Source organism: Rhodopila sp. (genome assembly GCF_965277165.1).
In the GTDB taxonomy this organism is placed as follows: domain Bacteria; phylum Pseudomonadota; class Alphaproteobacteria; order Acetobacterales; family Acetobacteraceae; genus Rhodopila.
The window spans coordinates 212227-234005 of record NZ_CBDICE010000005.1; the positions used below are offsets into that span (position 1 = coordinate 212227).

Consider the following 21779-nt stretch of genomic DNA (forward strand, 5'->3'; position numbering starts at 1 on the left):
GCCCCAGGAACGTTGACACTGCGCTCCGCGCGTATGACGATCATCTGAGGAACACGGCTGATTTCGTGCTGACCTATCACGTCAGCGATCAACCGATGTCGCGACTATTGATAATGCCAGGCGCGAGCGGACCCCATGAGACGTCGGCCGCACCAAAGCATGACCGCGCTGAAACCGAGGCTGCATCCTGCGAAAGCAAGTGAACCGTCAGACGTCAATGATTGCACCTGAGGAGAAATTGCAATGCCCAGCCGTGTCCAATTTTCCGACGCCATCGAACCCTTGGTGCAGTTCATCGAGGAAACGCCGCCCGCCGAAATCATTGATCGGACCTTGGAAAAACTCCGCGCCGGGGTGCCGACGAAGACCATGCTGACGGCGTCCGCGCTGGCTGTGGCACGCTCGTCGGACCTGCCGCCAGGGCATCACGGCGGTCCGCTGCATCCGCTCGCTGGCATGTATGCGGTGACGCGATTGTCGGAGCGTCTGGACGGGGAACAGCGGTTCGTCCCAGTTCTGCAGCACGTTGCGCTGTCGAACAAACATATTCACCACCCGGCGATGGGGCCGTACAGCTTGCTGGAATTCGAGCCGATCGATTTCGGCGGTGTGGAGGCCACCAAGCAAGCCTTCCTCGCCGCGGTCAAGCGTGGCGAGACCAACAAGGCAGACCACTGCTTTCTGTGGCTATGGCAAAACGTTCCGCCAATTGAAGCGCTCGATCTGCTGTTGAGCGTGGCGATCCCCAAGAACGCGATGGACGATCATTACTTCATTTTTCCAGCGTTTACATACCGAGCACTTGAGTCGATGGATCCGGGACTTCTGCCGTTACTGATGCGGCCTGCGGTGCGCTACGTCACTCGCTTCCCCGTCGCTCGGGCGATCCCGGACATCGATGGGTTGATCGAGAAGCACGAGCTGATGAACCGCGTCACCCGTCAGCACAGCGGCGAGGATGAAACCGCGCAAATCGGGCGGTTGGGAGAGGCGATCGGGCGGTGCGACAACTACAACGACATTCCGGTGCTGATGGCCGAAGCGCTGGCCGAAGGACTGTCGCTGGAAGGCGGCGGCGAGGGGCTGTCGATCGGCGCCGCCGGGCTGTTCCTGCGGTCGCTGACCGGCAATCCGATGGATGTCCACCTGCACACCAGCGCCAACCTTCGGCGCTATCTGCTGCAACTCGATGGCCTTGGCCTGCGCAACAAACTGCTGATCCTGTTGATGTGGCACACCGGGCCTGAAGTAAAATCGACCCAGTACCGGATGGAACCGGCACCGCAGCCGGATCCCGCCGCGGTGGCGTCGTTGCCGCACCGTTCCCAGGCCGACCTGCTGGAGGCAATCACCGACAGCATCTATCAGCAGCCGCAGACTGACTGGTCCACGGTCACCAACCTGGGCATGATGCGCGCGGTTCCCGAGGTCAAGGGAACGGTGAACCTGGCGCAGCAATATGTCGATCTGGGTTACGATCCCGAGGTTCTGATGCGGCGTCTGGGGGAGATCGTCTGCCACGACAGCTTCACCGAAATGCACGCTTTCAAGCACCATCAGGCGATTGTCGAGGAGTTCCACGCCACGCGTGAGCCATGGCGCTGGATGCATCTGGTCTCCGGTGCCCAGGCGGCGGCGATTTCGTTCGGCAAGAACATGGAAATCTACGAGGAGGCACTGGACCTGCTGCACGCATAGTCCACCGACCTGGCGGCGGCCAATCAGCCGCCGCCGGCAAGTCACCCCAAGTGGTCGAGCCCGATATCCAGCACGGTGGCGCTGTGGGTCAGCCACCCAACCGACAACAGATCGACACCGCTGGCGGCGATCGCTGGCGCCGTGTCGGGGCGGATACGGCCGGATGCCTCGGTGATGGCCCGCCCATCCACCATCTCGACCGCCTGGCGGAGCATGTCGGGATCCATGTTGTCCAGCAGCACGGCGTCGACATCCAAGGTTAGCGCTTCCTGCAACTGGGCGAGCGTATCGACCTCCAGCTCAATTTTAACCAGATGGCCGACGCCGGCTCGGGCGCGTTCAACCGCCGGTCGTACCCCGCCGGCGATGGCGACGTGGTTGTCCTTGATCAGCACCGCATCGTCCAGTCCGAACCGGTGGTTTGATCCGCCACCGACACGAACGGCATATTTCTGAGCGAACCGCATTCCCGGCATGGTTTTTCGAGTGCAACAGACCTGCGCGTGGGTGCCCTCGATCGCATCGGCTATGCCGCGGGTTGCCGAGGCCACGCCACTGAGGTGGCAGAGGAAATTCAGCGCGGTTCGTTCCGCTGTCAGGATGCCGCGCGCCGGTCCGCTGATCGTCGCGATTCGGTCGCCCTTACGCAACCGGCTGCCGTCCGGCAGGCTGACGTCGATCTTGATCGCCGGGTCGATCAGCCGGAACGTCATGGCGGTGAAATCCAGTCCGGCCACAACGCCAGGTGCCCTGGCCACCAAGGCGCATTCCGTCTGGCTTTCGGCCGGCACAATGGCGTCCGTGGTCAGATCGCCGGCCCGCCCGAGGTCCTCCAGCAGAGCGGTTCGCACGATGGGCTCGACCATCACGCTGGGTAACGCTTGCATCAGTGAACCTCCAACATGCGCTCGACCGAGCGTCGCGCCGGTTCGGCCAAGGCCGGATCGATGGTGACCTCTTGCTGCATCGTTTCCAGCGCGCGGCGGATGTTGCCCAGCGTGATGCGCTTCATGTGCGGACAAAGGTTGCACGGCCGCACGAATTCGATGTCGGGGTGGTTCACCGACACGTTGTCCGACATCGAGCATTCGGTCAGCAGCACCACGCGCGCCGGCTTCTCGCGGCCGACGTAGCTCGACATGTCGGCGGTGGATCCGGTGTAGTCCGCCTCGGCGACCACCTCGGGCGGGCATTCGGGATGCGCCAGGATGGTAACGCCGGGATAGTCGATGCGCAGCGCGCGGACCTCCGCGGCGGTGAACCGTTCATGCACCTCGCAATGGCCGGCCCAGGCGATGATCTTGACATCTGTCTGGGCGGCAATGTTTCGCGCCAGGTATTCGTCCGGCAGCATGATGACCGTGTCGGTGCCCAGCGATTCGACGATCTTGCGGGCGTTGCCCGAGGTGCAGCAGATATCGGACTCGGCCTTCACCGCGGCCGATGAATTGACGTAGGTGACCACCGGCACGCCGGGATGGCGCTGGCGCATCAGGCGCACGTCCGCCGCGGTGATCGACGCCGCCAGCGAGCAACCGGCGCGGCTGTCGGGGATCAGCACGGTCTTGGCCGGATTGAGCAGCTTCGCCGTCTCGGCCATGAAATGCACGCCGGCCAGCACGATGACCTTGGCGTCGGCCTTCATCGCCTCCCGAGCCAGCGCCAGGCTGTCGCCGACGATGTCGGCCACGCAATGAAAGATCTCCGGCGTCATGTAGTTGTGCGCCAGGATCACCGCGTCGCGCTGGCGCTTCAGCGCCAGAATGGCGTCGATATCGGCGGCGAAAACCGGCCACTCGACCGGCGGGATCAGCGATTTGACCCGGTCGTAGAGCGGCACGGCACGTTCGAGAACTTCGGTTATAGGCATCAACAGCCTCCCGTTTTATGCTCGTTTTGAGCATTACAGAGACTTATGCTAATGCTGAGTATAACGATGTCAAGTGCGATGCGTCGAATGACCCCAGGGGCTCTGCCATCGGAGCGGTCCGATGCCGCTCAGCCCGAGACTGCGCGCCCCACCGCCTCGGCTAAAGCAGGCTCCCCGTCGAGCCGCAACCCGTCGATGGTCCCTCGCTGGTCCGCCGCCGGCCGGTTCTGGCTCATTTTAACCTTGCCCTCCAGGCGGGCGATCGGCAGCGCGATACCGATGATGCCGCGCAACATGCCTTGGACGAAATCGGCCGGCGCATCAGCCACGGCCCAAGGCTGCGCCCGCTTTGCTTCATGCAGGTCGGTCAGCCGCGTTACCACCGCCAGCAGCCGGTCAGGATCGTCGAACACTTCCAGCCTGCCATAGGCATGAATCGCGGCGTAATTCCAGGTCGGGACGACCTTTCCGTGCTCCTGCTTCGCGGCATAGTAGGACGGCGTGATGTAACCGTCTGGACCTCGGAACACCGCGAGCGTCTGCACGCTGGGATCGGCGGCGCGGGCGTGTGGATTAGCCTTGGCCAAGTGCCCGATCAGGGTTCCGTAGGGCGCCGGATCCGGATCCAGCATCAACGGCGCGTGGCTGGCGACAAGCCCATCAGCTGTCATCGAGATCACCGTCGCGAAGCCGTTCCGGCGAATTGCACCATGCAGCAGATCGACACGGGACTCAGCGAAATGGGCGGGGATGTACACGTCTGGAGACTCCGGAAGGTGGTCTTCGGGATAACTACTCCGGAATCGGTCGCAGCGTACGGCCTGATTCGCTCGGATGAACTAGACCATTTGCGGGCCGCCCAGCATCACAGCGTGCCGCCGCGCCGCCCCGCCATTGCCCCCAGTCGCAGCCGCAAGGCGTTCAGCTTGATGAAACCCTGCGCATCGACCTGGTCATAGGCACCCTGGTCGTCCTCGAACGTCACCACCGACATGGAATACAGGCTGTGCGGGCTCTCACGCCCGATGCAGGTGACGTTGCCCTTATACAGTTTCAGCCGGACCTGCCCGGTGACGCTGGACTGGCTGGTGTCGATCAGCGCCTGCAGCATCCGCCGTTCCGGGCTGAACCAGAAACCATTGTAGATCAGTTCGGCATAGCGCGGCATCAGGCTGTCCTTCAGGTGTGCCGCCTCGCGATCGAGCGTGATGCTCTCGATCGCCCGGTGGGCGGCCAGCAGGATGGTGCCCCCCGGCGTTTCGTAAACCCCGCGCGACTTCATGCCGACGAAGCGGTTCTCCACCAGATCAAGCCGACCGATACCGTTTGCCTTGCCCAGTTCATTCAGCCGGGTCAGCAGCGAGGCTGGCGACAGTTTGACGCCATCGATCGCGACAGCATCACCGCCGATGAACTCGATCGCGATCACGCTCGCCCGGTCGGGTGCGTCCTCCGGACGGATGGTGCGCTGGTAGACGATCTCGTCCGCTTCCAGACCTGGATCTTCCAGGATTTTGCCCTCAGAGGAGGAATGCAGCAGATTGGCATCGACGCTGAACGGCGCCTCGCCGCGCTTGTCCCTGGCGATCGGGATCTGGTGCGCCTCGGCGAATTCGAGCAGGCGGGTGCGACTGGTCAGGTCCCATTCACGCCACGGCGCGATGATCTTGATATCCGGCTTCAGGGCGTAGTAGCTGAGTTCGAACCGCACCTGGTCGTTGCCCTTGCCGGTCGCGCCGTGGGCCACCGCATCAGCGCCAACCTGTTCGGCGATTTCGATCTGGCGCTGCGCGATCAGCGGACGAGCGATCGAGGTGCCGAGAAGATATTGTCCCTCGTACAGCGTATTGGCGCGAAACATGGGGAAGACGAAGTCCTTGACGAAGGCCTCGCGCAGATCGTCGACGAAGATTTCCTTGACCCCGAACATTTCGGCTTTCTTGCGTGCCGGTTCGAGTTCCTCGCCTTGGCCAAGATCAGCGGTGAAGGTCACCACCTCGCAGTGATACGCCGTTTGCAGCCAGCGAAGGATCACGCTGGTGTCCAAGCCACCCGAGTAGGCGAGAACGACTTTCTTCACATCCTTCACGGCCATGGCGTAGGATTCTCCTGGTCTTCCGGCGCCGGGAGTAACCCCGGGACGCCCCTCGCGCAAGCCGCGATACGACCCGATGCCGAACGTCCCGAGTACGATAAACCCGCGCTCGGCGCTCGGTCGGATGGGAGTCATCGACCGAACGAATCTACGACGGTGTGCATCGATCGAATGCTGACGCCGAGACGCTGAATTCCAGGCTTTCTTAAGCCGTTGTTAACGCCACTCCGCGACAGTCCGGGCATGCCGCCGCCCGCTGTCCCGAAGTCGCTTGTGCAGTCCACGCCGCTCAGGCTTTGGCGCAGCCTGCCCGCGGGTGCCCGCCGGCGCGCCCTAGCCAGGACGACCGGCTGGCTGGCGCCAAAAACCTCGGCTCGGCCGATGCCGGCAGCCAATGGGATCGTCATCGCCGGAGAGCTGAGCCGAGCTTCCGGTCTGGGAGAAACCGCCCGGCTCATGGCGGTGACCGCTGAGCGTCTGGGCCTGCCGGTGTGGACCGTCGATGTTCCACCTCCGGTCGATGGCCGGCCCGAAGTCGAGGTCGTCGCATCCGGGCCCGCTCCGCCGCTTGTTCCCCTGGTGCTGCACATCAATGCCCCGCTGCTGCCGTTGGCACTGCTGCGGCTTCCGCTCGGGCTGACGCGGAACCGTTGCGTTATCGGCTACTGGGCCTGGGAACTTCCCGAGGTGCCACCCGAATGGCGGCCGGCGCTGGCCTGTGTGCACCAGATCTGGGTGCCGTCCCGCTTTACCGCGGCTGTGCTGGAGCCGTTACTGCCCGGGCGTATTCGCGTGGTGCCTCCGGCCCTGGCGGTCGCACCGCCGGTTGCGTCCTCGCTCGGACGGGCCGGGTTTGGCCTGCCGCCGACGGCGGTGGTCGTGCTGGTGTCGTTCAACCTCGCATCCTCGTTTGCGCGGAAGAACCCGTTCGCCGCGATTGCTGCGTTCCATGGCGCTTTCGGCGACCGGGCCGATCGTATCCTGCTGCTGAAGGTCGCTCACGCTGAACACGCACCGGCCGACTTCGCTCGGCTGGCGCGAATGGCGCGGGGACAGAACATCCGGCTGGTGACCGAGACGCTGTCGCCGGCCGACCGCCATGCTCTGACCGCATGCGCCGACATCGTCCTGTCGCTGCATCGTGGCGAGGGATTCGGTCTGGTGCTGGCCGAGGCGATGCTGCTGGGAAAGCCAGTGGTCGCCACCGGCTGGTCCGGCAACACCGACTTCATGGACAGCACGAATGCCGCCCTGGTCGGCTACCGGCTGGTCCCGACGCGTGACGACCGGTCGGTCTATCGCGGCGTCTGGGCCGAACCGGACGTTAGTGAAGCGGCGGTGCTGCTGCGCAAGCTGGCGGATGATGGTGACCTTCGCCGAGACCTGGGTCGGCGAGCCCGGGCCGCCATCATCCACCGGTTGGACGGGCGGCCGCTTGTCGCGGCGCTGGAGGGACTTCGATGAAGGTCCTGGTCTGGCAATGGGGGCGGCGTGGGGCCGGGCCGCGGTTCGGCGCCTGCCTTGGCGAGGCGCTGCGCGGCCGATCGGGCATCGACGTCACGCTGTCCCTGTGCGCCGATGCCGAGATCATGGTCGGCCCAAACCCGCCGCGCTGTGAGATGCCGGTGCGGACCTACCGAGGCTTGCCGTCGTTTCTGCTGCGTCTGGCGACCGCGCCGCTGGCACTGCCATTCCTGCTATGGCGGTTGCGGCGGTTCATGCCGGACTTGGCGATCTGCGCCATGCCGGGGCCGCTCGACGGGCTGATGGGCGTGGCCCTGCGATTGCTTGGAACACGCCTGGTCGTCGTGGTGCATGACGCCGATGCCCATCCCGGCGACGGATTCCCGTTACAGATGCAACTGCAGCGGCTGCTGTGCCGTCTGGCTGATGGACTCGCCGTGCTGTGCGCGCCGGTCGGCGAGCGCCTGCGGCAACAGCGGTTGGCGGGAAGCGGTCCGCGCAAGCTGATCGCGTTCCGGCACCCCCCGTTCGGCTTCGCCATGCCACCGGTCGAGCGTCCGGTTTCGTCCCGGAGACTGCTATGTTTCGGCCGCATGCTGCCATACAAGGGACTTGATCTGCTGGCCGGCGCGCTGGCCACGCTACCGGCGGATCGGTCGATCGCCGTCCGTGTGGTCGGCCACGGCCCGGAATCGGCGGCGCTGGACGCCTTGCGCGCCTGCCCCAACGTTACGGTGGAGAACCGCTGGGTGCCCGAGACCGAGATCGGCGCCTTGCTCGCATGGTCCGACGCGATGATTCTGCCATACCGCGAAGCCAGCCAGAGCGGCGTCGCGGCGGCCGCGCTCGCAGCTGGTCGACCGGTGATCGCCACCGAGGTCGGCGGCCTGGCCGAGCAGCTTGCCGGCTCGCACCAATTGTTGCTGTGTGAGCCGGATGCGGCCAGCCTGTCCGGTGCGATCCGCTTGTGGCTCGACGCGCCAGCGCCCGTCGCTCCGCCCGCCGACGCCGCCTCGGCCTGGCGTGATGCGGCATCGGCGTTGCTGCTTGCGATCGACGGGGCGCTGCCGCCGAAGCCACGCCGCATCCGCGGCAATATTAGAACCGCGTTGGGCAGCGCTCGGTTCGCGACGCTTCGCCCCTCGTCTGCCATTGCGACGAGCATCAGCGATGCCACGATCCCCCAGCCATAAGAGCACTCACCGCGCGTTAATCACGTCGCCAACGGGATGGCTCGTCGCTGCCCGCCTCGCACCGGCATGATCCGCCCGATTGGCGGCGTCACCGCCGATCGAAGCGGACCACCTGGCCCTCAGCGGGTATTCGGTTCACCTCCAAGACCGGCGAGCCCCGCACTATCGTCAGCTTGCCGCCCGCCTCATATCGATCATTGGTTTCACTCGCCGTGCCACTCACCCGGCCCTGCACGATTTGCCGATCGAACACGAACGGCAGCCCGATCGCATTCAATGCCGACGGACGATCCATCACCTGGAAATGCAGATGCGGCGCGGTCGAGCTGCCGGTATTGCCGACCTCGCCAATCTGCTCGCCGCGCCGCAACCGGGTCCCGGCCACGATCCGCTTCGGGATGCTACCAGTCCGAAAGTGTGCGTAAAGCACGTAATGCTGCCCGCCGATGTCCTCGATGATATTGTTGCCGGGCGCGTTCAGCGCGGTCACCCCCTTCACCTCGCCTGGAACCTGCTCGGCCATTCCATCGACCCGGTCCACTACCACCCCGTCCGCCACCGCGAAGACCGGAGCCCCCAGGAAAGGCCACGAACTCAGTTGCTTGACCGGCCCAGTGCAACAGGCATCAGACCCGGTAAGCTGCACGAAATCGATGGCAAATTGTTCCGGCGCCCGTAGCCCGCCGTTCACCGGCAAGGTCGCGCCGCGATGCGGGCTGATAACCTCGCAGCAGCCATTTCCGTCCCACCAGCCGTCACCCACCAGCGGCGGCGCGATCACCACCGGAGCCTTACAGTTCACCACGACCGGATCGATATCCTCCACCAGCCGCCGGTCGCCATGGAACGAGATCGATAGCCGGTGCGACACCAGGCGTGGAACCTCAGCCAGCGTCCGATAGCGGACATCGAAGAACATGATCCCCGAGGCACCACCCGGCAGCCGCCTGGTGTTCGCCGCGTTCACGCCACCCTCGGGGTTGAACAGCCTCACCGTCCCGGTGATGTCCTTGCCGTTCATGTCCCGTACCAGGTTGGTCCCGGTCGCTGCACCCGGGTGCCCGAAATCGGTCGGCACGATGGTGTCGAGGTTCGCCGGGTCACGGCCAACATTGGTGATCTGCGCCGCGTAGGCCAGATGAACAAACCCGTCGGTCGCCGCAACCGGGGTCACCGCTGGCTGTAGCACCCGCAACGTGACCGGTGTGATCTGCGTTGGAAACGCCCCTGTCGCCGGCGCCACCTGGCATCCCTCACCCCTTGCCGTGCCCAGCGTCAGCATGACAATGACGCCAGCCGTCAGAACCCCGCGGGCCCAGACAGCCACACGCAGGTCGCGCCCGAGCATCGCCTTCAATCCGCCAACGCCGCAGGTTTCAAACGTCCAACGCCATCATCGCCGGGCGCGCAAACGCTGCCGCTGCCCGCGGCGGGAGCCTCGCCCAGCACCGTGAGCAGCCGGCAGAAGATCCGCACCGGCACGTCCGAGGTGTCCGACCCGTTCAGCAGGATCGCGACGGTCTCGTTTCGCTCGATCTGATGAAACACCGCGGCTTCGTAGCCCAAGCCTTCGCCGGTGTGGCCCCACCACCCGGCGACTTGGCCCATGCCCAATCCATAGGCGTCATAGACCGGGCTACCAGGGTCGGCGGAGGTCGAATGCGCCTCGAACCGCTGTTTCTGGAGTTCCGGCGGCAACAGCGACCCCGTGGCGAGCGCCGGACCCCAGACGCCCAGATCTCGCAGCGTTGAAACCATCGCCCCGGCAAAACCCAGGCCCGAAAAGCTGACCACAACCGGCTCAGGGGAACCGGCATCCGTTTCACCCTGGTAACCCGACGCGAACGGCCGCGGCAAGCGCGCACCATGCAAGTATTTCGTGCCAGGCAGCACCAGCGGAACGAGGACCCTCTGCCGCAGCACTTGGTCGAATGTCGCGCCGGTCAGCACCTCGATCAGCTTGCCGAGAACCAGGGTGTTGGTGTTGCAGTACTGATAGCGCGCGCCAGGCTCGAAATTGGTTGCCGAGTGCGACGTATCGTCGAAGGCAAACGCCAGCAGTTCATCGGTCGTCCATTCGCGCGTCAGGTCCGCCCCAAGTGCCGCGTGAAATCGCGGATCAGCAGAGTAGTCGTACAATCCGCTCGTCATGTTGGCGAGTTCACGCAGGGTGATCCGCGCTCCGTTGGGCACCCCGGAAAGGTATTTCCCGATCGGATCATCCAGGCCGATCGACCCGTTGCTCTCCGCGATCAGTTGCAACAAGACCGTCACCACAAACGACTTGGTGACGCTGCGGAGCGCGAAATGGTCGCGCAGCTTCACCGGCCGAGACGCCGCCACGTCCGCCAGTCCCAGCGCCTTTGTCCATTGGCCGTTCTCGGTCCAGATGCCGACCGCGGCGCCAGGCACATGGAATTCCTCCAGCGCAGAGGTCACCACATCTTCCAGTTGCGGCGCCCGCGCCAACAAATCGTTGGCGGACGAGACGCCCGGAAGCGTCACGACCAGCAAAGCGGCCAGGCCGTTGGTCGCCAATCGCATTTTTACTTGCCTTCCCGAAAGGCTCAGTGAACTTTATTGCGCGCAATTCGGCAAGTGACCGCGCCACCATTGCAAAAGCACCCGCCTGCCAACATGATCCTGCTTACGACCACGGGATCAACCGACCATCCATGCCCATTCGCGCTATCTGCTTCGACGTCGGGGAGACCCTGATCGACGAAACCCGCCACTGGATCGAGTGGGCGAAGTTTCTGGACGTGCCGGCGATGACCTTGTTCACCGCGATTGGCGTGATCATGGAACGTGGCCAATCGCTGCGTCGGGTGTTTGACATTTTCAAGCCCGGCATGGATCCGGCGCTGGCCCGCGAACTCCGCGCCGCGGATGGGTGGACTTACGATTTCACCGCCCAGGACCTCTATCCGGACGCGATTCCCTGTCTCACCCGATTGCGCGCGTGTGGCTACAAGGTGCTGATCGCGGGCAACCAGCCGGCCGCGGCTGCGGCGGCCCTGGCGCGGTTGGACTTGCCCGCCGATGTGATCGCCACCTCGGACGGCTGGGGCGTCTCCAAGCCGGACCAGCGGTTCTTTGCCAAAGTGGTCGAGGCCGCCGGCGAACCCGCCGAATGCGTCGCCTATGTCGGGGATCGGCTGGACAATGACGTGCTGCCCAGCCTGGCGGCGGGAATGGTCGCGGTGTTCCTGCGGCGCGGTCCCTGGGGTTGGCTGCACGCCGAACGTCCCGAGATCGACCGAGCGAACATACGCATCGACAGTCTGCTCGACCTCCCGGATCGGCTCGGTGCGCTATGAGCTTCGACCCCGCCGCCGACGGTTGGCGCGTGATGCCGGGTGCCGCGATGCCCGGCGGCCTGGGCGTGCCATGGGCCAAACGATCGCAGGGAAACTGGCTCTACGGGCTGCTTACGGATCCGGACCATGCCAATCCGGCCGGCGTCGTACACGGCGGCGTGCTGATGGCATTCGCCGATCATGGGCTCAGTTTCATTGCCTGGGAGGCAGCGGAGCGGGCACCATGCACGACGATTCAACTCAACACGCACTTCCTGGACGCCATCAGGCCCGGCGAATTCATCGAGTTGCACGGCGAGACAACGCGTCGCACGCGCGGACTGGTCTTCGTGCGGGGTCTTCTCGTGGCCCGGCAAGGTGACAAAGTACGGGAGGTGGGAGCGGTTGACGGTATCTGGCGGGTGCTGCGGCCGAGGTGACGCTCTGCAGCGGCCGAAAGGCCCTATCCGCCTGCGGTCTATCAGGAAGGGATGAGCCATGGACATCGATCCCGATTCGCCCCGAAAACGGGGGAAGCTGACATTGGCGATCGATATCGGCGGATCGCGACTGAAAGCCGGAATCCTTGATCAGAACGGGGCAATGGTGGCAGGTCCAAACCGGGTCGACACGCCCGCCCAGCCGACGCCCGCGGTGGTAGTGGACGCTCTGGTTGGACTCACCGATACGATGGGCGCTTTCGATCGGATTTCGGTCGGGTTTCCCGGCGTGGTGCGCGGCGGACAGGTGCTGACGGCGCCCAACCTGGGCACGCCGGCATGGCAGCATTTCGAATTGACCGCGTCGCTGACCGACCGACTGGGCAAACCGGCTCGGATGCTGAATGACGCGGAGGTGCAGGGGCTGGGTGTGATCCGCGGCCAGAGCCTGGAATGTGTGCTGACCTTGGGCACCGGGATGGGCTTCGCGCTTTTCCAGGACGCCCGCCCTGCCCCGCACCTGGAACTGAGCCAGCATCCGATCCACAAGGACAAGACCTACGACCAGTTCATCGGCTCGGTTGCGTTCAAACAGGTTGGGCCCAAACGCTGGAACCGCCGGCTAAAGCGGGTGCTGGGATGCATTACCACACTGGTCGGCTTCGATACCCTGGCGATTGGCGGCGGCAATGCGAAGCACGTGGCCTTGGATTTGGCTCCCAACATCCGGCTGGTATCGAACGAGGCGGGAATTACCGGCGGCGTGCGGCTCTGGGATAAGGCCCTGGATTCAACATTCAGCAGTCCGCTGAAAACGTCGGATCAAAATCTAATCTAACCAGCATGAGTGGCTGACTACTGGAACGGCGATTTTCAGGAGTGTCCTAGGTGCCGAGTCGTCCGCGGTCGGGGGATGACACCGGCGGCCCGGCTGCTAGCGACAAAGCGAGTGGTTTCAGACGGCTCGTCGGTGCCGACCGTCTTGCGGCCAGCAGCGTCTTGACCCGCGGCAAGTGCAGCACCCCGTCCATGAACGCTGCCGCGATATCGGGCCACGTTCGTCGAGAAATTCCGTCGTCTGATTAAAGCGAGACCGGATGTCGTCGATGTCGGTCACCCGCTCAGGCTAGCGGATCCACGCCGCGTCGCGCCAACCGCAATCGCGATTTGTTTCCAGGGTTCTCAAGCGCATCTCGTTTCGCCTGTTTCTCGGCGCGTCCTCAGGATATCGGCAAATTTAGGTTATCACACTCGCCAGGAAAATGTGATCAGCACGCCACTTTCTGGCAAATGACCCGACATTGCGCGCTGCGAAGTGCGAGCGGTGGTTGGAGAACCACCATGGCTATTTGCTCTGCGGGGAAGGCTTCCATTGACATTCGACCGCTCCTCGATGACCTGCCGGCCCAACGGGTGCGTGGAGAGAATTTGTGCGTCCTGCTGCAAGGGGGCCGGCAACCCGCGGCCGTGCAGCCTGGCGGCCAACTCCACCCGCGTCGATGCACCAATGCAGCCGAAGCCGATCAGCTTCCCGACCGACGCAAAACGCCATCATCCGCAACCTGCGTTACGCCCGCGCGCCATGCTCAAATACCGATCGGGGCCGGAACGATGCAGACTAAGCCGCCTGGTCGGCCTGCTTCCTGCGATGATCGAAATTCGTCAGGTTGAGCTTCCGCCGGTGATCGGCATACAGCAACGGCTCGTATCGGGCTGGATTGTCGGGACCGACGCATGTCGGGACAGAGCGGATCACCGCGTCCAGACCGGGACCGTAGAAGAACGGCACCGCGTGGCGGACGGCATTGTTGGCATTGATCACCCGGTGCGGCGTCGGGACATAACGGTCGTTGGAGTAGCGTGACAGCATCTCGCCGGTGTTGAGCACGAAGCTTCCCGGGATCGCCGGCGGGCGGATCCAGTCGCCCTCGCGCGTCCGCACCTCCAGCCCAGGCAGCGCCGATTGCGCCAGCAGCGTCAGGAAACTGGTATCGATATGCGGCGCGAAGCCGAACTGATTGTCCTCGGCGCTGTCATGGGATGGGTAGCGGATCAGCCGCAAGGTGATCGTCGGTTCGGCGAAATCGGTGGCGAAGTAATCATCGGACAGCCCAAGCGAGGTAGCGATGACCGACATCATGCGATGAGCCAACGGACGCATCGCGTTGAAGTAGGCCATGGTCCGAGCCTTGAACGACGGCATCCGCGCCGGCCACAGGTTGATCCCATAAAGCGGGTTGCCGGCGACGATTTCGGGATCGTCGGCGGTGCGGTCGGTGACGATGTAAAAGCTCTCGCTCAGGTTCGGCTTGGTGTTGTTGTTCACCGTCGATGTGCGCACGGTCTGGGCACCGTGAGGCAGGTATCCGATATTGAGATCGCCGACTTTCAGCGCCAGCTTGTCCCCCTCATCGAGATCGAAGAAATCCGACGCCGCGGCGAACGCCCCGTCGATCAGCGTTGCGGAAATGCCGTGGTTGGTGATCACCAGGAAGCCCGTATCGTCGCATGTATGGGCGATCGCGCGCGCCAGGGCGTGCCGGGCATTCGGTTTGTCCGCCAGGAAGTCCGAGACGTCCAGCACCGGTATCCGTTCCGTATGCATGTCGATTTACCTTTGCCGAGCTGCCATACAGCGCAGCGTAACACCGCGTAGAACGGTTGCAATGGTATCGGCGCGCAACCCGCCAGCCCTTAATCGGCCAGTAACCTTGATCCGTCAGTAGTTAATCCGCCAGCACTGGCGCGCGAGCAACGAACGGATTCAGCAACGCCGACAGGATGACCGACACGATTATGTTAGCCACCAGCGCCCAAATAGCGATGTAGCTGGGGAAGTGGATCCCCATGAACGACAACGTGAACACCGCGGCTTTGAAAGATGTCGTGCCGGCCATCCAGGTCCCCAATCCGGCCCCGACGGCCCAGCCCGCCAGCAATGCCCAGCCGTTCAACATGCGCAAATATAGCCCAAGGATTACCGCCGGCAGCACCTGGATGATCCACAGCCCGCCCAGCAACTGGAACTGCAGCGCGTAGGGCACCGGCACGAAGATGATGAACACCAGCGCGCCGACCTTTACCAGCAGCGAGGCGAGCTTCGCCACCGAGGCCTCCTGGGAATCCGTCGCATGCGGCACGAGGAAGCCCCGGTAGATAGTGCGGCTGACTATGTTGGCGCAGGCGATCGACATGATCGCCGAGGGAACCAGCGCCCCGATTGCGATCGCGGCGAACGCCACGCCGGCGAACCAGCCGGGGAACACCGACAGGATCAACGCCGGCACGGCGAAGCTGTTGCCGTAGCGTTTGAAACCGTCGGCGAACGCGGGGTTGGAACCGGCGTGCAGCGCCACCGCCATGAAGCCCAGCAAAGCCAGCAGACCGAGCACCAATGAGTACGCCGGCAACAGGGCGGCATTGCGCCTGATCGCGCCGGGGCTGGAACTGCTCAAGATCGCCGTCAGCGAATGCGGGTAGAGAAAAAGCGCCAGCGCCGACCCGAGCGCCAGTGTGGCATAAATGCTGTAGCTGCCGTAGGTCGCGCCGACCGGCGCCGCCAGGGTCAATTTCGCCGCCGGTAGCGCGGAGAAAATCGGCCCGAACCCGCCCAGTTTGAGTGGCACGGCGATGGTCACCGCGATCACCACAATGTAGATCAGCAGGTCCTTCACCACCGCGATCATGGCGGGCGCACGCAGCCCCGAGGTGTAGGTAAATGCCGCCAGTATAATGAAGGCGATGATCAGCGGCAGGTCCCCGATCACGCCGTTGCCCGATACGCCCATCGCGCCGATCACCACCTGCATGCCGACCAGTTGCAGCGCGATATACGGCATCGTCGCCACGATGCCGGTGACCCCGATGGCCAGCGCCAGCCATTTGTTTCCATAGCGCCCGAGCACCACGTCTGACGACGTGACGTAGCCGTGCTTGTGTGCCAGCGACCAGAGTCGCGGGAAGATCAGATACAGCAGCGGATAGACCAGGATAGTGTAGGGAACCGCGAAAAATCCCAGCGCGCCGGCGCCATAGACCAGCGCGGGGACGGCGATGAAGGTATAGGCTGTATAAAGGTCGCCACCCAGCAGAAACCAGGTCACGAAAGTGCCGAAGCGGCGGCCGCCGAGACCCCATTCATCCAACCGGGTCAAGTCGCCGGCACGCCACCGCGCCGCCCAGAAACCCAGGCCTGTGACGAACAGGAACAGCGCGATGAAGACAATCAGTGCCGGCCAGTTCACGACGACTCCTCAATGCTCGACTTTGTAGATGATGCCAGCCAATGCAGCCGAAACGATCACCCACAGAAGTTGGTACCAGAAGAAGAACGGAAACCCAAACAGTTCGGGCGTCAATCGGTTATAAGACGAGACCCACAACATCGCGATGAAAGGAAGAACAAAGAGCACCCGAAGCCAGTGCGGCTTGGTTTGTTGTCCGGGTGGATTCGCCATTGCTTGTTTCCTTGCGGGCGCATTTCTGCGATGCGGCTTCTGTGTCTGCCGCATTCGGCGCTTCAATCAGATAAACCCTAGCGCGTCAAATGGTTCCGATGCCGGGCCGAGGCGGCGAATGGCGGGTGACCCGGGAAATCGTGGCCAAACCGCAACACACCCTAATATGTGATCAAGAGAAATGCTGCAATGCAGCAAAATCCGCTTGCATGCTGCGCCTGCGAAGGCCATCTTGCGTGCGGCAGTCGCGCTTCGGCGCACTGCCTTCTTGGACGTTTCCTCCCTAAACTTCGGCGGTGCCACAAGCACCGCCGTTTTTTTGTCGCCGCCTTTTTTGCGCTGTTTTTTGCGCCCACCGGACTACCGGGCAGGTCAGACGTCTGAAGATCAAATCCTACAGGCGAGCTGCCGCGATGGCCGTCGAGCCTGGATCTCAGGTGGAAGCTTATCCACTGAACCGGGTGTCGCGCGATCGCCGCGCAGATCAGGGACAGCAGCGAGACCGTGCAGAGAAAGCCGGCGACGGCTTGCAGAGCAAGAACGCTATGCGCCAGCCCCAGTCGAGCAATGCCTGCTTGCCCAGCAGCGAGACCAGCGCGAACCCGCCGGTTGCCAGCAGGATACCGCCCGACGCAGCCGGCTCGCGACGGCGGGCTGCATTTGGGCCATGGACAAAGCCGTTGGATAGGTGTCCCCGGGTGCTGCGTTGCCTCTCAGGTTCGCGCACACCGGCGTGTCGGCGCGCGACTTACCCTGACGGTCCTGGTTTGGCAGAATGCTGGCTTCAAGGGAGATGAAGCGTGAGCCAATCAAGGCTCGGTATAGCGCCGTGTACGCGGGACGTCAGGACGCCGATGCGGTGGACGGTCGGGCTATCGCTCGTTCTGCACGCCGGTGCAGTCATCTTCCTGCTGTTGGTGCACCATGGACTGGCATCAAACCCCGGCCCCGAACCGATCCGGCTTACCATGGTTTTCGGCGAGGCCGCGCCGGTCGCGCCGACCGGTTCGGCGCCGGCATCAACGCCGAACAGCGCGGCGGAAGCGCCGCCAACGCAGAACGCAGTGCCGGCCCCAGAATCGATGCCGGAACCGCCACCTGAGTCCACGCAACCCGTTGGTTCGCGGCGGGAAACGCCGCTTCCGCAACAACCGCCGAAGGTGTCGCCGCAAGCAGCCGTTCCGGATACGGCGCCCCCAGAAGCGATTCCGCCGCAAACGATTCCGCCGCAAACGGCTCCCCCGCGGGCGGCTTCGCAGCCCAGGGTCGTGCCACAAACTCCGGAGCCAAAGCCCGCGACGGTTCCGCAACGGGCGCCGAAACCGGAGCGGAGGCCTGTTCCGGCAGCCACCCGAGCAGTGCCCAAGGCGCCAGTCGCGCCAAGCTTGCATCGACCTGAAACCGCGGCGACGCATGCTCGGTCGTCCCGTACTGCGGACGCGACGCCCGGACGCTCCAGCGCATCGGCGTCAAGTGCCGGGTCGGGCGCATCCACCGGTCAGGAGCAAACCCACGCGGCTGCCGACCCATCTTGGCTCGCCGATGTCAGCGCCTGGCTTCAAGCTCACCGATCCTACCCGGAGATGGCCCGGGCAATGGGACGGCAGGGCACCGTGGTGGTGCAAATCACGGTTGACCCGGCGGGGCATGTGGTCGGATTTAACCTGATTCGGGGAAGTGGAACGCAGTCGCTCGATCAGGCGGCGGAGGCGCTGATGCGAAACGCCCAACTGCCGCCGTTTCCACCCGATATGAGGTTGCCTCGGCAGAGTCTCACGGTGCCGATCCATTACCAGTTGGACTAGGTCCCGGTCGCTCACCTTCGCCTTCTGCTCCAGGCGGAAGGACAACCTTTCTCATTTCGTGCCGTTAGCCTGTAACGATAGTGATCAATCCAGATTGTTATTCCTGACAGTGATGGGTAGTGCGATCTCTCGAAGCATCCTTGCCGGGGCCGGTAGGTCTGTTAACGCAAGTGTCGCCAGTCGTTACTTCGTCCCCAGGCTCTGATGATCCAAGCACGACGAACTCCCGAACCAGGACGCTAGACGATCCCTCACCTTAAGCAACAAGTGCCGCCAGCAGGGAATCCAACCGGATGCGGCCTTCGCGCGTCGCCGACAGCCGGTCGGGGGTCATCGTCAGGTAGCCTTCCTCGAGACAGCGGGCCAGCACCCCGGCATCCACCGATTGCTCCAGCCTGCGCCCAGTGCGCGTGGCGAACCACGCCAGCCCGACCCCCTCGGCAAGCCGCAGTCCCATCAGCAGGGCCTCCCGAGCGCGGTCCTCGGCCGCCACAGGTTCATCTGTGGTCAGCCCATGGCCGGCCTGTTCCACCCGTTCGGCCCAGGGTTCCGGCGCTCGGTGGCGCCGCGTCGCACGCAGTGACCCGCCGACCGTGACCCGCCCGTGCGCACCGGGGCCAATGCCGGCGTAATCCCGATATCGCCAATACGCCAGGTTGTGCCGGCTCTCCTGCCCCGGGCGCGCGTAGTTGGAGACCTCATAGCTCAGCAGGCCGGCGCGGGCGCATTCCGCCTCAGTCGTGTCATACAGTGCGGCGGCGGTGTCCGCGTCGGGCAGCACGATCCGGCCCTGCCGATGCATGGCCTCGAACGGCGTCGCCGGCTCGATCGTCAGTTGATAAAGCGACAGGTGGTCCGCCGCGATCGCCAGGGCGGCGCGCAGTTCGGCGCGCCAGTGCGCCAGGTCCTGGCCCGGACGGGCATAGATCAGGTCGAACGACACCCGCGGGAACAACCGCCGGGCGAGCGTCAAAGCGGCCACCGCCTCGTCAGCCGAATGCTGCCGGCCCAGCATGCGCAGCGCGGCCTGATCCAGGCTCTGGATGCCGATCGAGACCCGGTTCACGCCGGCCGCTCGGTAATCCGCCAGACGCCCGGCCTCGATGCTGGTCGGATTGGCCTCCAGGGTGACTTCCAGATCGCCGGCCGCGGCGAAATATCGCATCGTGTCGTCCAGCAGGGCCGCCACCGTCGCTGGGTCCATCAGGCTGGGGGTGCCGCCGCCAAAGAACACTGATGCAAGCCGTCGCCGGCCGAGCCGCGCGGCCTCGGTGGCAAGTTCGCGCCGCAGCGCGGCGGCGAAGCGGGTCTGGTCGATCCGATCGCGCACATGGGAGTTGAAGTCACAGTAAGGGCATTTGGCCAGGCAGAACGGCCAGTGCACATACAGAGCAAGGTCCTCGGTCAAAGCTTCAGACTGGATGGGATGCGCATGTTGAGGTGGTTCGGCACCGCCCAGATTTCGCGCACCTGGCGCACGATCTGGAACCCGACGCGCAGATAGTTCGGCAGTGCCCTGGGATGGTCGGCGGTACAGGTATTGACCGTCATGCCGGTGGCGCCGTGCCGCCAGACTTCGTCCACCGCGGCGCGCAGGAACGCATATCCGGTGCCATGACCGATCATGCCGGGCATCAGGCCAAAATAGCTCAGGTTCACGTCCGGCCAGGGATGCGCGTCCAGCTCGAAAAATCCGGCTGGCTCACCCGCCGCGTACAGCGTGTAGATCGCCACGGCGCGGTCGCGCAGCATGGAAGCAAGGTCGGCGTCGGGCGTGGTGCGGCGCAGCCACCACAGGTAGTCGGCACCAACGGTATTGTACAAATAGCGGTAGAATGGCACCGTGGGCGCCTGCGCGCGGACGATCTGAAATCCTGACGCCAACCCAGGCGCGTGGTCCGCCGGCGCCTGATCCATGCGCAGAAATGTCACGGTAACGCCGACCCGGGTGACCGGACCCATCTGCCCTCCCTGATGACCGCCGACGCTTGAGGTTTATCCCCAATAAACCGGTGATGTCACCCACCAGACAAGGCCGAACGCAAGATTTTGCGTTGAACCGATCGGCGTACGGCGATAACCGCTTTGACATGCGGTGGACGCTCGTCGGCCGGCCATCGCCGGTGGCCCCTGATGCCAAGCCTGCATACGACGCCTTGAACGGAGGACACGATGGCCGGCGACGCTGCCTCTGCTACCGGACCTTCGTCCCAGCTTCAGCGTCGGGATGCAATGAATGCGACGCTCGCCCGGCACTGGTGGGCGATCGGTCTGCGCGGTTTGATCGCGGTGCTGTTCGGCGTCGTGGCGCTGGCCGCGCCGGGGGCTGTATTGCTGTCGCTGGCATTCTTCTTCGGCATCTACCTGCTGATCGACGGCGTCATCGGCCTGGTGAGTTCGGTCCGCGCGGTCGTGGCGAACCGCCATTGGGGCGCGCTACTGGCCGAGGCGGTGCTGAACATCGCCATGGGACTTATAGCGCTGATCCTGCCGAGTGCCGCGGTGCTCGCCTTCGTGCTGCTGATGGCGGCCTGGGCGCTGATCAGCGGCGGCCTGATGCTGGCGGCGGCGCTTAAGCTGCATGCCAGCCACGGACGCTGGTGGCTGGGACTGGGCGGCGTCATATCGATTCTGTGGGGGGTTATGCTGGTGCTGACACCGATGGTGGGCGCCGTGGTGGTAACCTGGTGGCTGGGCGCTTACGCGATCATCTTCGGTATCTCGCTGCTCGCCTGCGGCTGGCGCCTGCGGTTGCAGCACCCAGGTCAGCAGGCGATCTAGACCCGCCGATCAGTCGTCGCGGTGCACCCGTTCCATCTTTTCATGCCGTTCCTGGGCCTCGATCGACATCGTGGCGATCGGCCGCGCTTCCAACCGTTTCACCCCGATCGGTTCGTCGGTTTCCTCGCAATAACCATAAGTCCCGACCTCGATCCGCACCAGCGCCTGGTCGATCTTGGAGATCAACTTGCGGGCGCGGTCGCGGGTGCGCAATTCCAACGCCCGGTCGGTCTCGACGCTGGCGCGATCGGTGATGTCAGCCTCGTGAATGCCGCCCTCCGACAGGCTGGCCAGCGTGCCGTCGGCCTCCCGCAGTAGATCGGCGCGCCAGCGCAGCAACTTCTGGCGAAAATATTCGACCTGGATGGGATTCATGAACTCCTCATCCTCGGACGGGCGATAATCAGGGGGCAGAGTCACCATCATGCGTATTCGGTCCTGCTTATCTGTCAGCCCGCCCCGTTCGGCTACATGCCGTGGAGGCAAATACCGAGCCCATTCCAGGTAGGGAACGCGCGGACGTATAGCGGGCTGTCCTACGGTCGCCAAGGGTGTGCACCAAAACGTCAACAAATTGCAATGGAACTGTTAGTTGTCGGCATTCATTGCCTGATTTTTCCCTCGATCGGCAGTTCCTGCCGACTTAATGCTTGCCGCAAACCGCAGAAAGCGCCGAA

20 protein-coding genes are annotated in these 21779 nt (G+C 64.2%); 8 read left to right on the forward strand and 12 right to left on the reverse strand.

What is annotated here, in order from left to right; translation table 11 throughout:
* Positions 1-243 precede the first annotated feature (243 nt).
* Entirely contained in the window at positions 244-1698 is a 1455-nt protein-coding gene (locus tag ACQY4Y_RS01365; protein ID WP_428488780.1) for a hypothetical protein, read from the forward strand.
* 41 nt (positions 1699-1739) lie between these two features.
* Here the strand turns inward: ACQY4Y_RS01365 and nadC are convergent, their stop codons facing one another.
* The 4 genes from nadC to ACQY4Y_RS01385 all read right to left on the reverse strand — a co-directional run bounded on the left by nadC (position 1740) and on the right by ACQY4Y_RS01385 (position 5663).
* Positions 1740-2585, reverse strand: a complete 846-nt coding sequence (gene nadC, locus ACQY4Y_RS01370) for a carboxylating nicotinate-nucleotide diphosphorylase (RefSeq protein WP_428488781.1) — start codon at positions 2583-2585, stop codon at positions 1740-1742.
* On the reverse strand, positions 2585-3568 hold the full coding sequence (gene nadA / locus ACQY4Y_RS01375; protein WP_428488782.1) for a quinolinate synthase NadA: 984 nt from the start codon (positions 3566-3568) through the stop codon (positions 2585-2587). Before nadA ends, nadC begins: the two co-directional genes overlap by 1 nt.
* A 128-nt stretch (positions 3569-3696) precedes the next feature.
* Complete coding sequence (locus ACQY4Y_RS01380; RefSeq protein WP_428488783.1) at positions 3697-4326, reverse strand: FMN-binding negative transcriptional regulator; 630 nt, start codon at positions 4324-4326, stop codon at positions 3697-3699.
* A gap of 107 nt (positions 4327-4433) precedes the next feature.
* A complete protein-coding gene (locus ACQY4Y_RS01385) occupies positions 4434-5663 on the reverse strand; it encodes an argininosuccinate synthase (protein WP_428488784.1) in 1230 nt (409 codons plus the stop codon).
* Positions 5664-5906: 243 nt separating this feature from the next.
* Between ACQY4Y_RS01385 and ACQY4Y_RS01390 the strand changes: the two genes are divergently transcribed.
* On the forward strand, positions 5907-7127 hold the full coding sequence (locus ACQY4Y_RS01390; RefSeq protein WP_428488785.1) for a glycosyltransferase family 4 protein: 1221 nt from the start codon (positions 5907-5909) through the stop codon (positions 7125-7127).
* Positions 7124-8320 carry a glycosyltransferase gene (locus ACQY4Y_RS01395; RefSeq protein ID WP_428488786.1) on the forward strand — a complete coding sequence of 399 codons (1197 nt, stop codon included), beginning with the start codon at positions 7124-7126 and terminating at the stop codon, positions 8318-8320. Before ACQY4Y_RS01390 ends, ACQY4Y_RS01395 begins: the two co-directional genes overlap by 4 nt.
* A gap of 88 nt (positions 8321-8408) precedes the next feature.
* Here ACQY4Y_RS01395 and ACQY4Y_RS01400 read toward each other — a convergent pair whose 3' ends face one another.
* Positions 8409-9668, reverse strand: coding sequence for a M23 family metallopeptidase (locus tag ACQY4Y_RS01400; RefSeq protein WP_428488787.1), 1260 nt, complete (start codon positions 9666-9668; stop codon positions 8409-8411).
* A gap of 5 nt (positions 9669-9673) precedes the next feature.
* The gene (locus tag ACQY4Y_RS01405; RefSeq protein WP_428488788.1) at positions 9674-10864 is read right to left on the reverse strand and encodes a serine hydrolase domain-containing protein; all 1191 of its coding nucleotides are present in this window, start codon (positions 10862-10864) and stop codon (positions 9674-9676) included.
* A 131-nt stretch (positions 10865-10995) separates the two neighbouring features.
* Between ACQY4Y_RS01405 and ACQY4Y_RS01410 the strand changes: the two genes are divergently transcribed.
* The 3 genes from ACQY4Y_RS01410 to ACQY4Y_RS01420 are packed head-to-tail and all read left to right on the forward strand — an operon-like array spanning position 10996 to position 12897.
* Positions 10996-11640 carry an HAD family hydrolase gene (locus ACQY4Y_RS01410; protein ID WP_428488789.1) on the forward strand — a complete coding sequence of 215 codons (645 nt, stop codon included), beginning with the start codon at positions 10996-10998 and terminating at the stop codon, positions 11638-11640.
* A complete protein-coding gene (locus ACQY4Y_RS01415; RefSeq protein WP_428488790.1) occupies positions 11637-12059 on the forward strand; it encodes a PaaI family thioesterase in 423 nt (140 codons plus the stop codon). Before ACQY4Y_RS01410 ends, ACQY4Y_RS01415 begins: the two co-directional genes overlap by 4 nt.
* 58 nt (positions 12060-12117) lie before the next feature.
* Positions 12118-12897: an ROK family protein gene (locus ACQY4Y_RS01420; RefSeq protein ID WP_428488791.1), complete on the forward strand. Its 780-nt coding sequence runs from the start codon at positions 12118-12120 to the stop codon at positions 12895-12897.
* Between the two features lie 780 nt (positions 12898-13677).
* Here the strand turns inward: ACQY4Y_RS01420 and ACQY4Y_RS01425 are convergent.
* The 3 genes from ACQY4Y_RS01425 to ACQY4Y_RS01435 form a co-directional block, all read right to left on the reverse strand.
* A complete protein-coding gene (locus ACQY4Y_RS01425) occupies positions 13678-14664 on the reverse strand; it encodes an isopenicillin N synthase family dioxygenase (RefSeq protein ID WP_428488792.1) in 987 nt (328 codons plus the stop codon).
* A gap of 121 nt (positions 14665-14785) precedes the next feature.
* Complete coding sequence (gene mctP, locus ACQY4Y_RS01430) at positions 14786-16303, reverse strand: monocarboxylate uptake permease MctP (protein WP_428488793.1); 1518 nt, start codon at positions 16301-16303, stop codon at positions 14786-14788.
* A 9-nt stretch (positions 16304-16312) separates the two neighbouring features.
* Entirely contained in the window at positions 16313-16516 is a 204-nt protein-coding gene (locus ACQY4Y_RS01435) for a DUF3311 domain-containing protein (protein WP_428488794.1), read from the reverse strand.
* Positions 16517-17598: 1082 nt separating this feature from the next.
* On the opposite strand from ACQY4Y_RS01435, the gene ACQY4Y_RS01440 reads away from it, so the two are divergent.
* Complete coding sequence (locus ACQY4Y_RS01440) at positions 17599-18321, forward strand: energy transducer TonB (protein ID WP_428490709.1); 723 nt, start codon at positions 17599-17601, stop codon at positions 18319-18321.
* 256 nt (positions 18322-18577) lie between these two features.
* On the opposite strand, the gene hemW is transcribed toward ACQY4Y_RS01440, so the two are convergent.
* Both hemW and ACQY4Y_RS01450 read right to left on the reverse strand, forming a co-directional pair.
* On the reverse strand, positions 18578-19729 hold the full coding sequence (gene hemW, locus ACQY4Y_RS01445) for a radical SAM family heme chaperone HemW (protein WP_428488795.1): 1152 nt from the start codon (positions 19727-19729) through the stop codon (positions 18578-18580).
* Complete coding sequence (locus tag ACQY4Y_RS01450) at positions 19726-20283, reverse strand: GNAT family N-acetyltransferase (protein WP_428488796.1); 558 nt, start codon at positions 20281-20283, stop codon at positions 19726-19728. The genes hemW and ACQY4Y_RS01450 overlap by 4 nt, the downstream gene beginning before the upstream one ends.
* Before the next feature lie 210 nt (positions 20284-20493).
* On the opposite strand from ACQY4Y_RS01450, the gene ACQY4Y_RS01455 reads away from it, so the two are divergent.
* Positions 20494-21102, forward strand: coding sequence for an HdeD family acid-resistance protein (locus tag ACQY4Y_RS01455; RefSeq protein ID WP_428488797.1), 609 nt, complete (start codon positions 20494-20496; stop codon positions 21100-21102).
* A gap of 9 nt (positions 21103-21111) precedes the next feature.
* Here the strand turns inward: ACQY4Y_RS01455 and dksA are convergent, their stop codons facing one another.
* A complete protein-coding gene (gene dksA / locus ACQY4Y_RS01460) occupies positions 21112-21525 on the reverse strand; it encodes an RNA polymerase-binding protein DksA (RefSeq protein WP_428490710.1) in 414 nt (137 codons plus the stop codon).
* Positions 21526-21779: the final 254 nt, after the last annotated feature.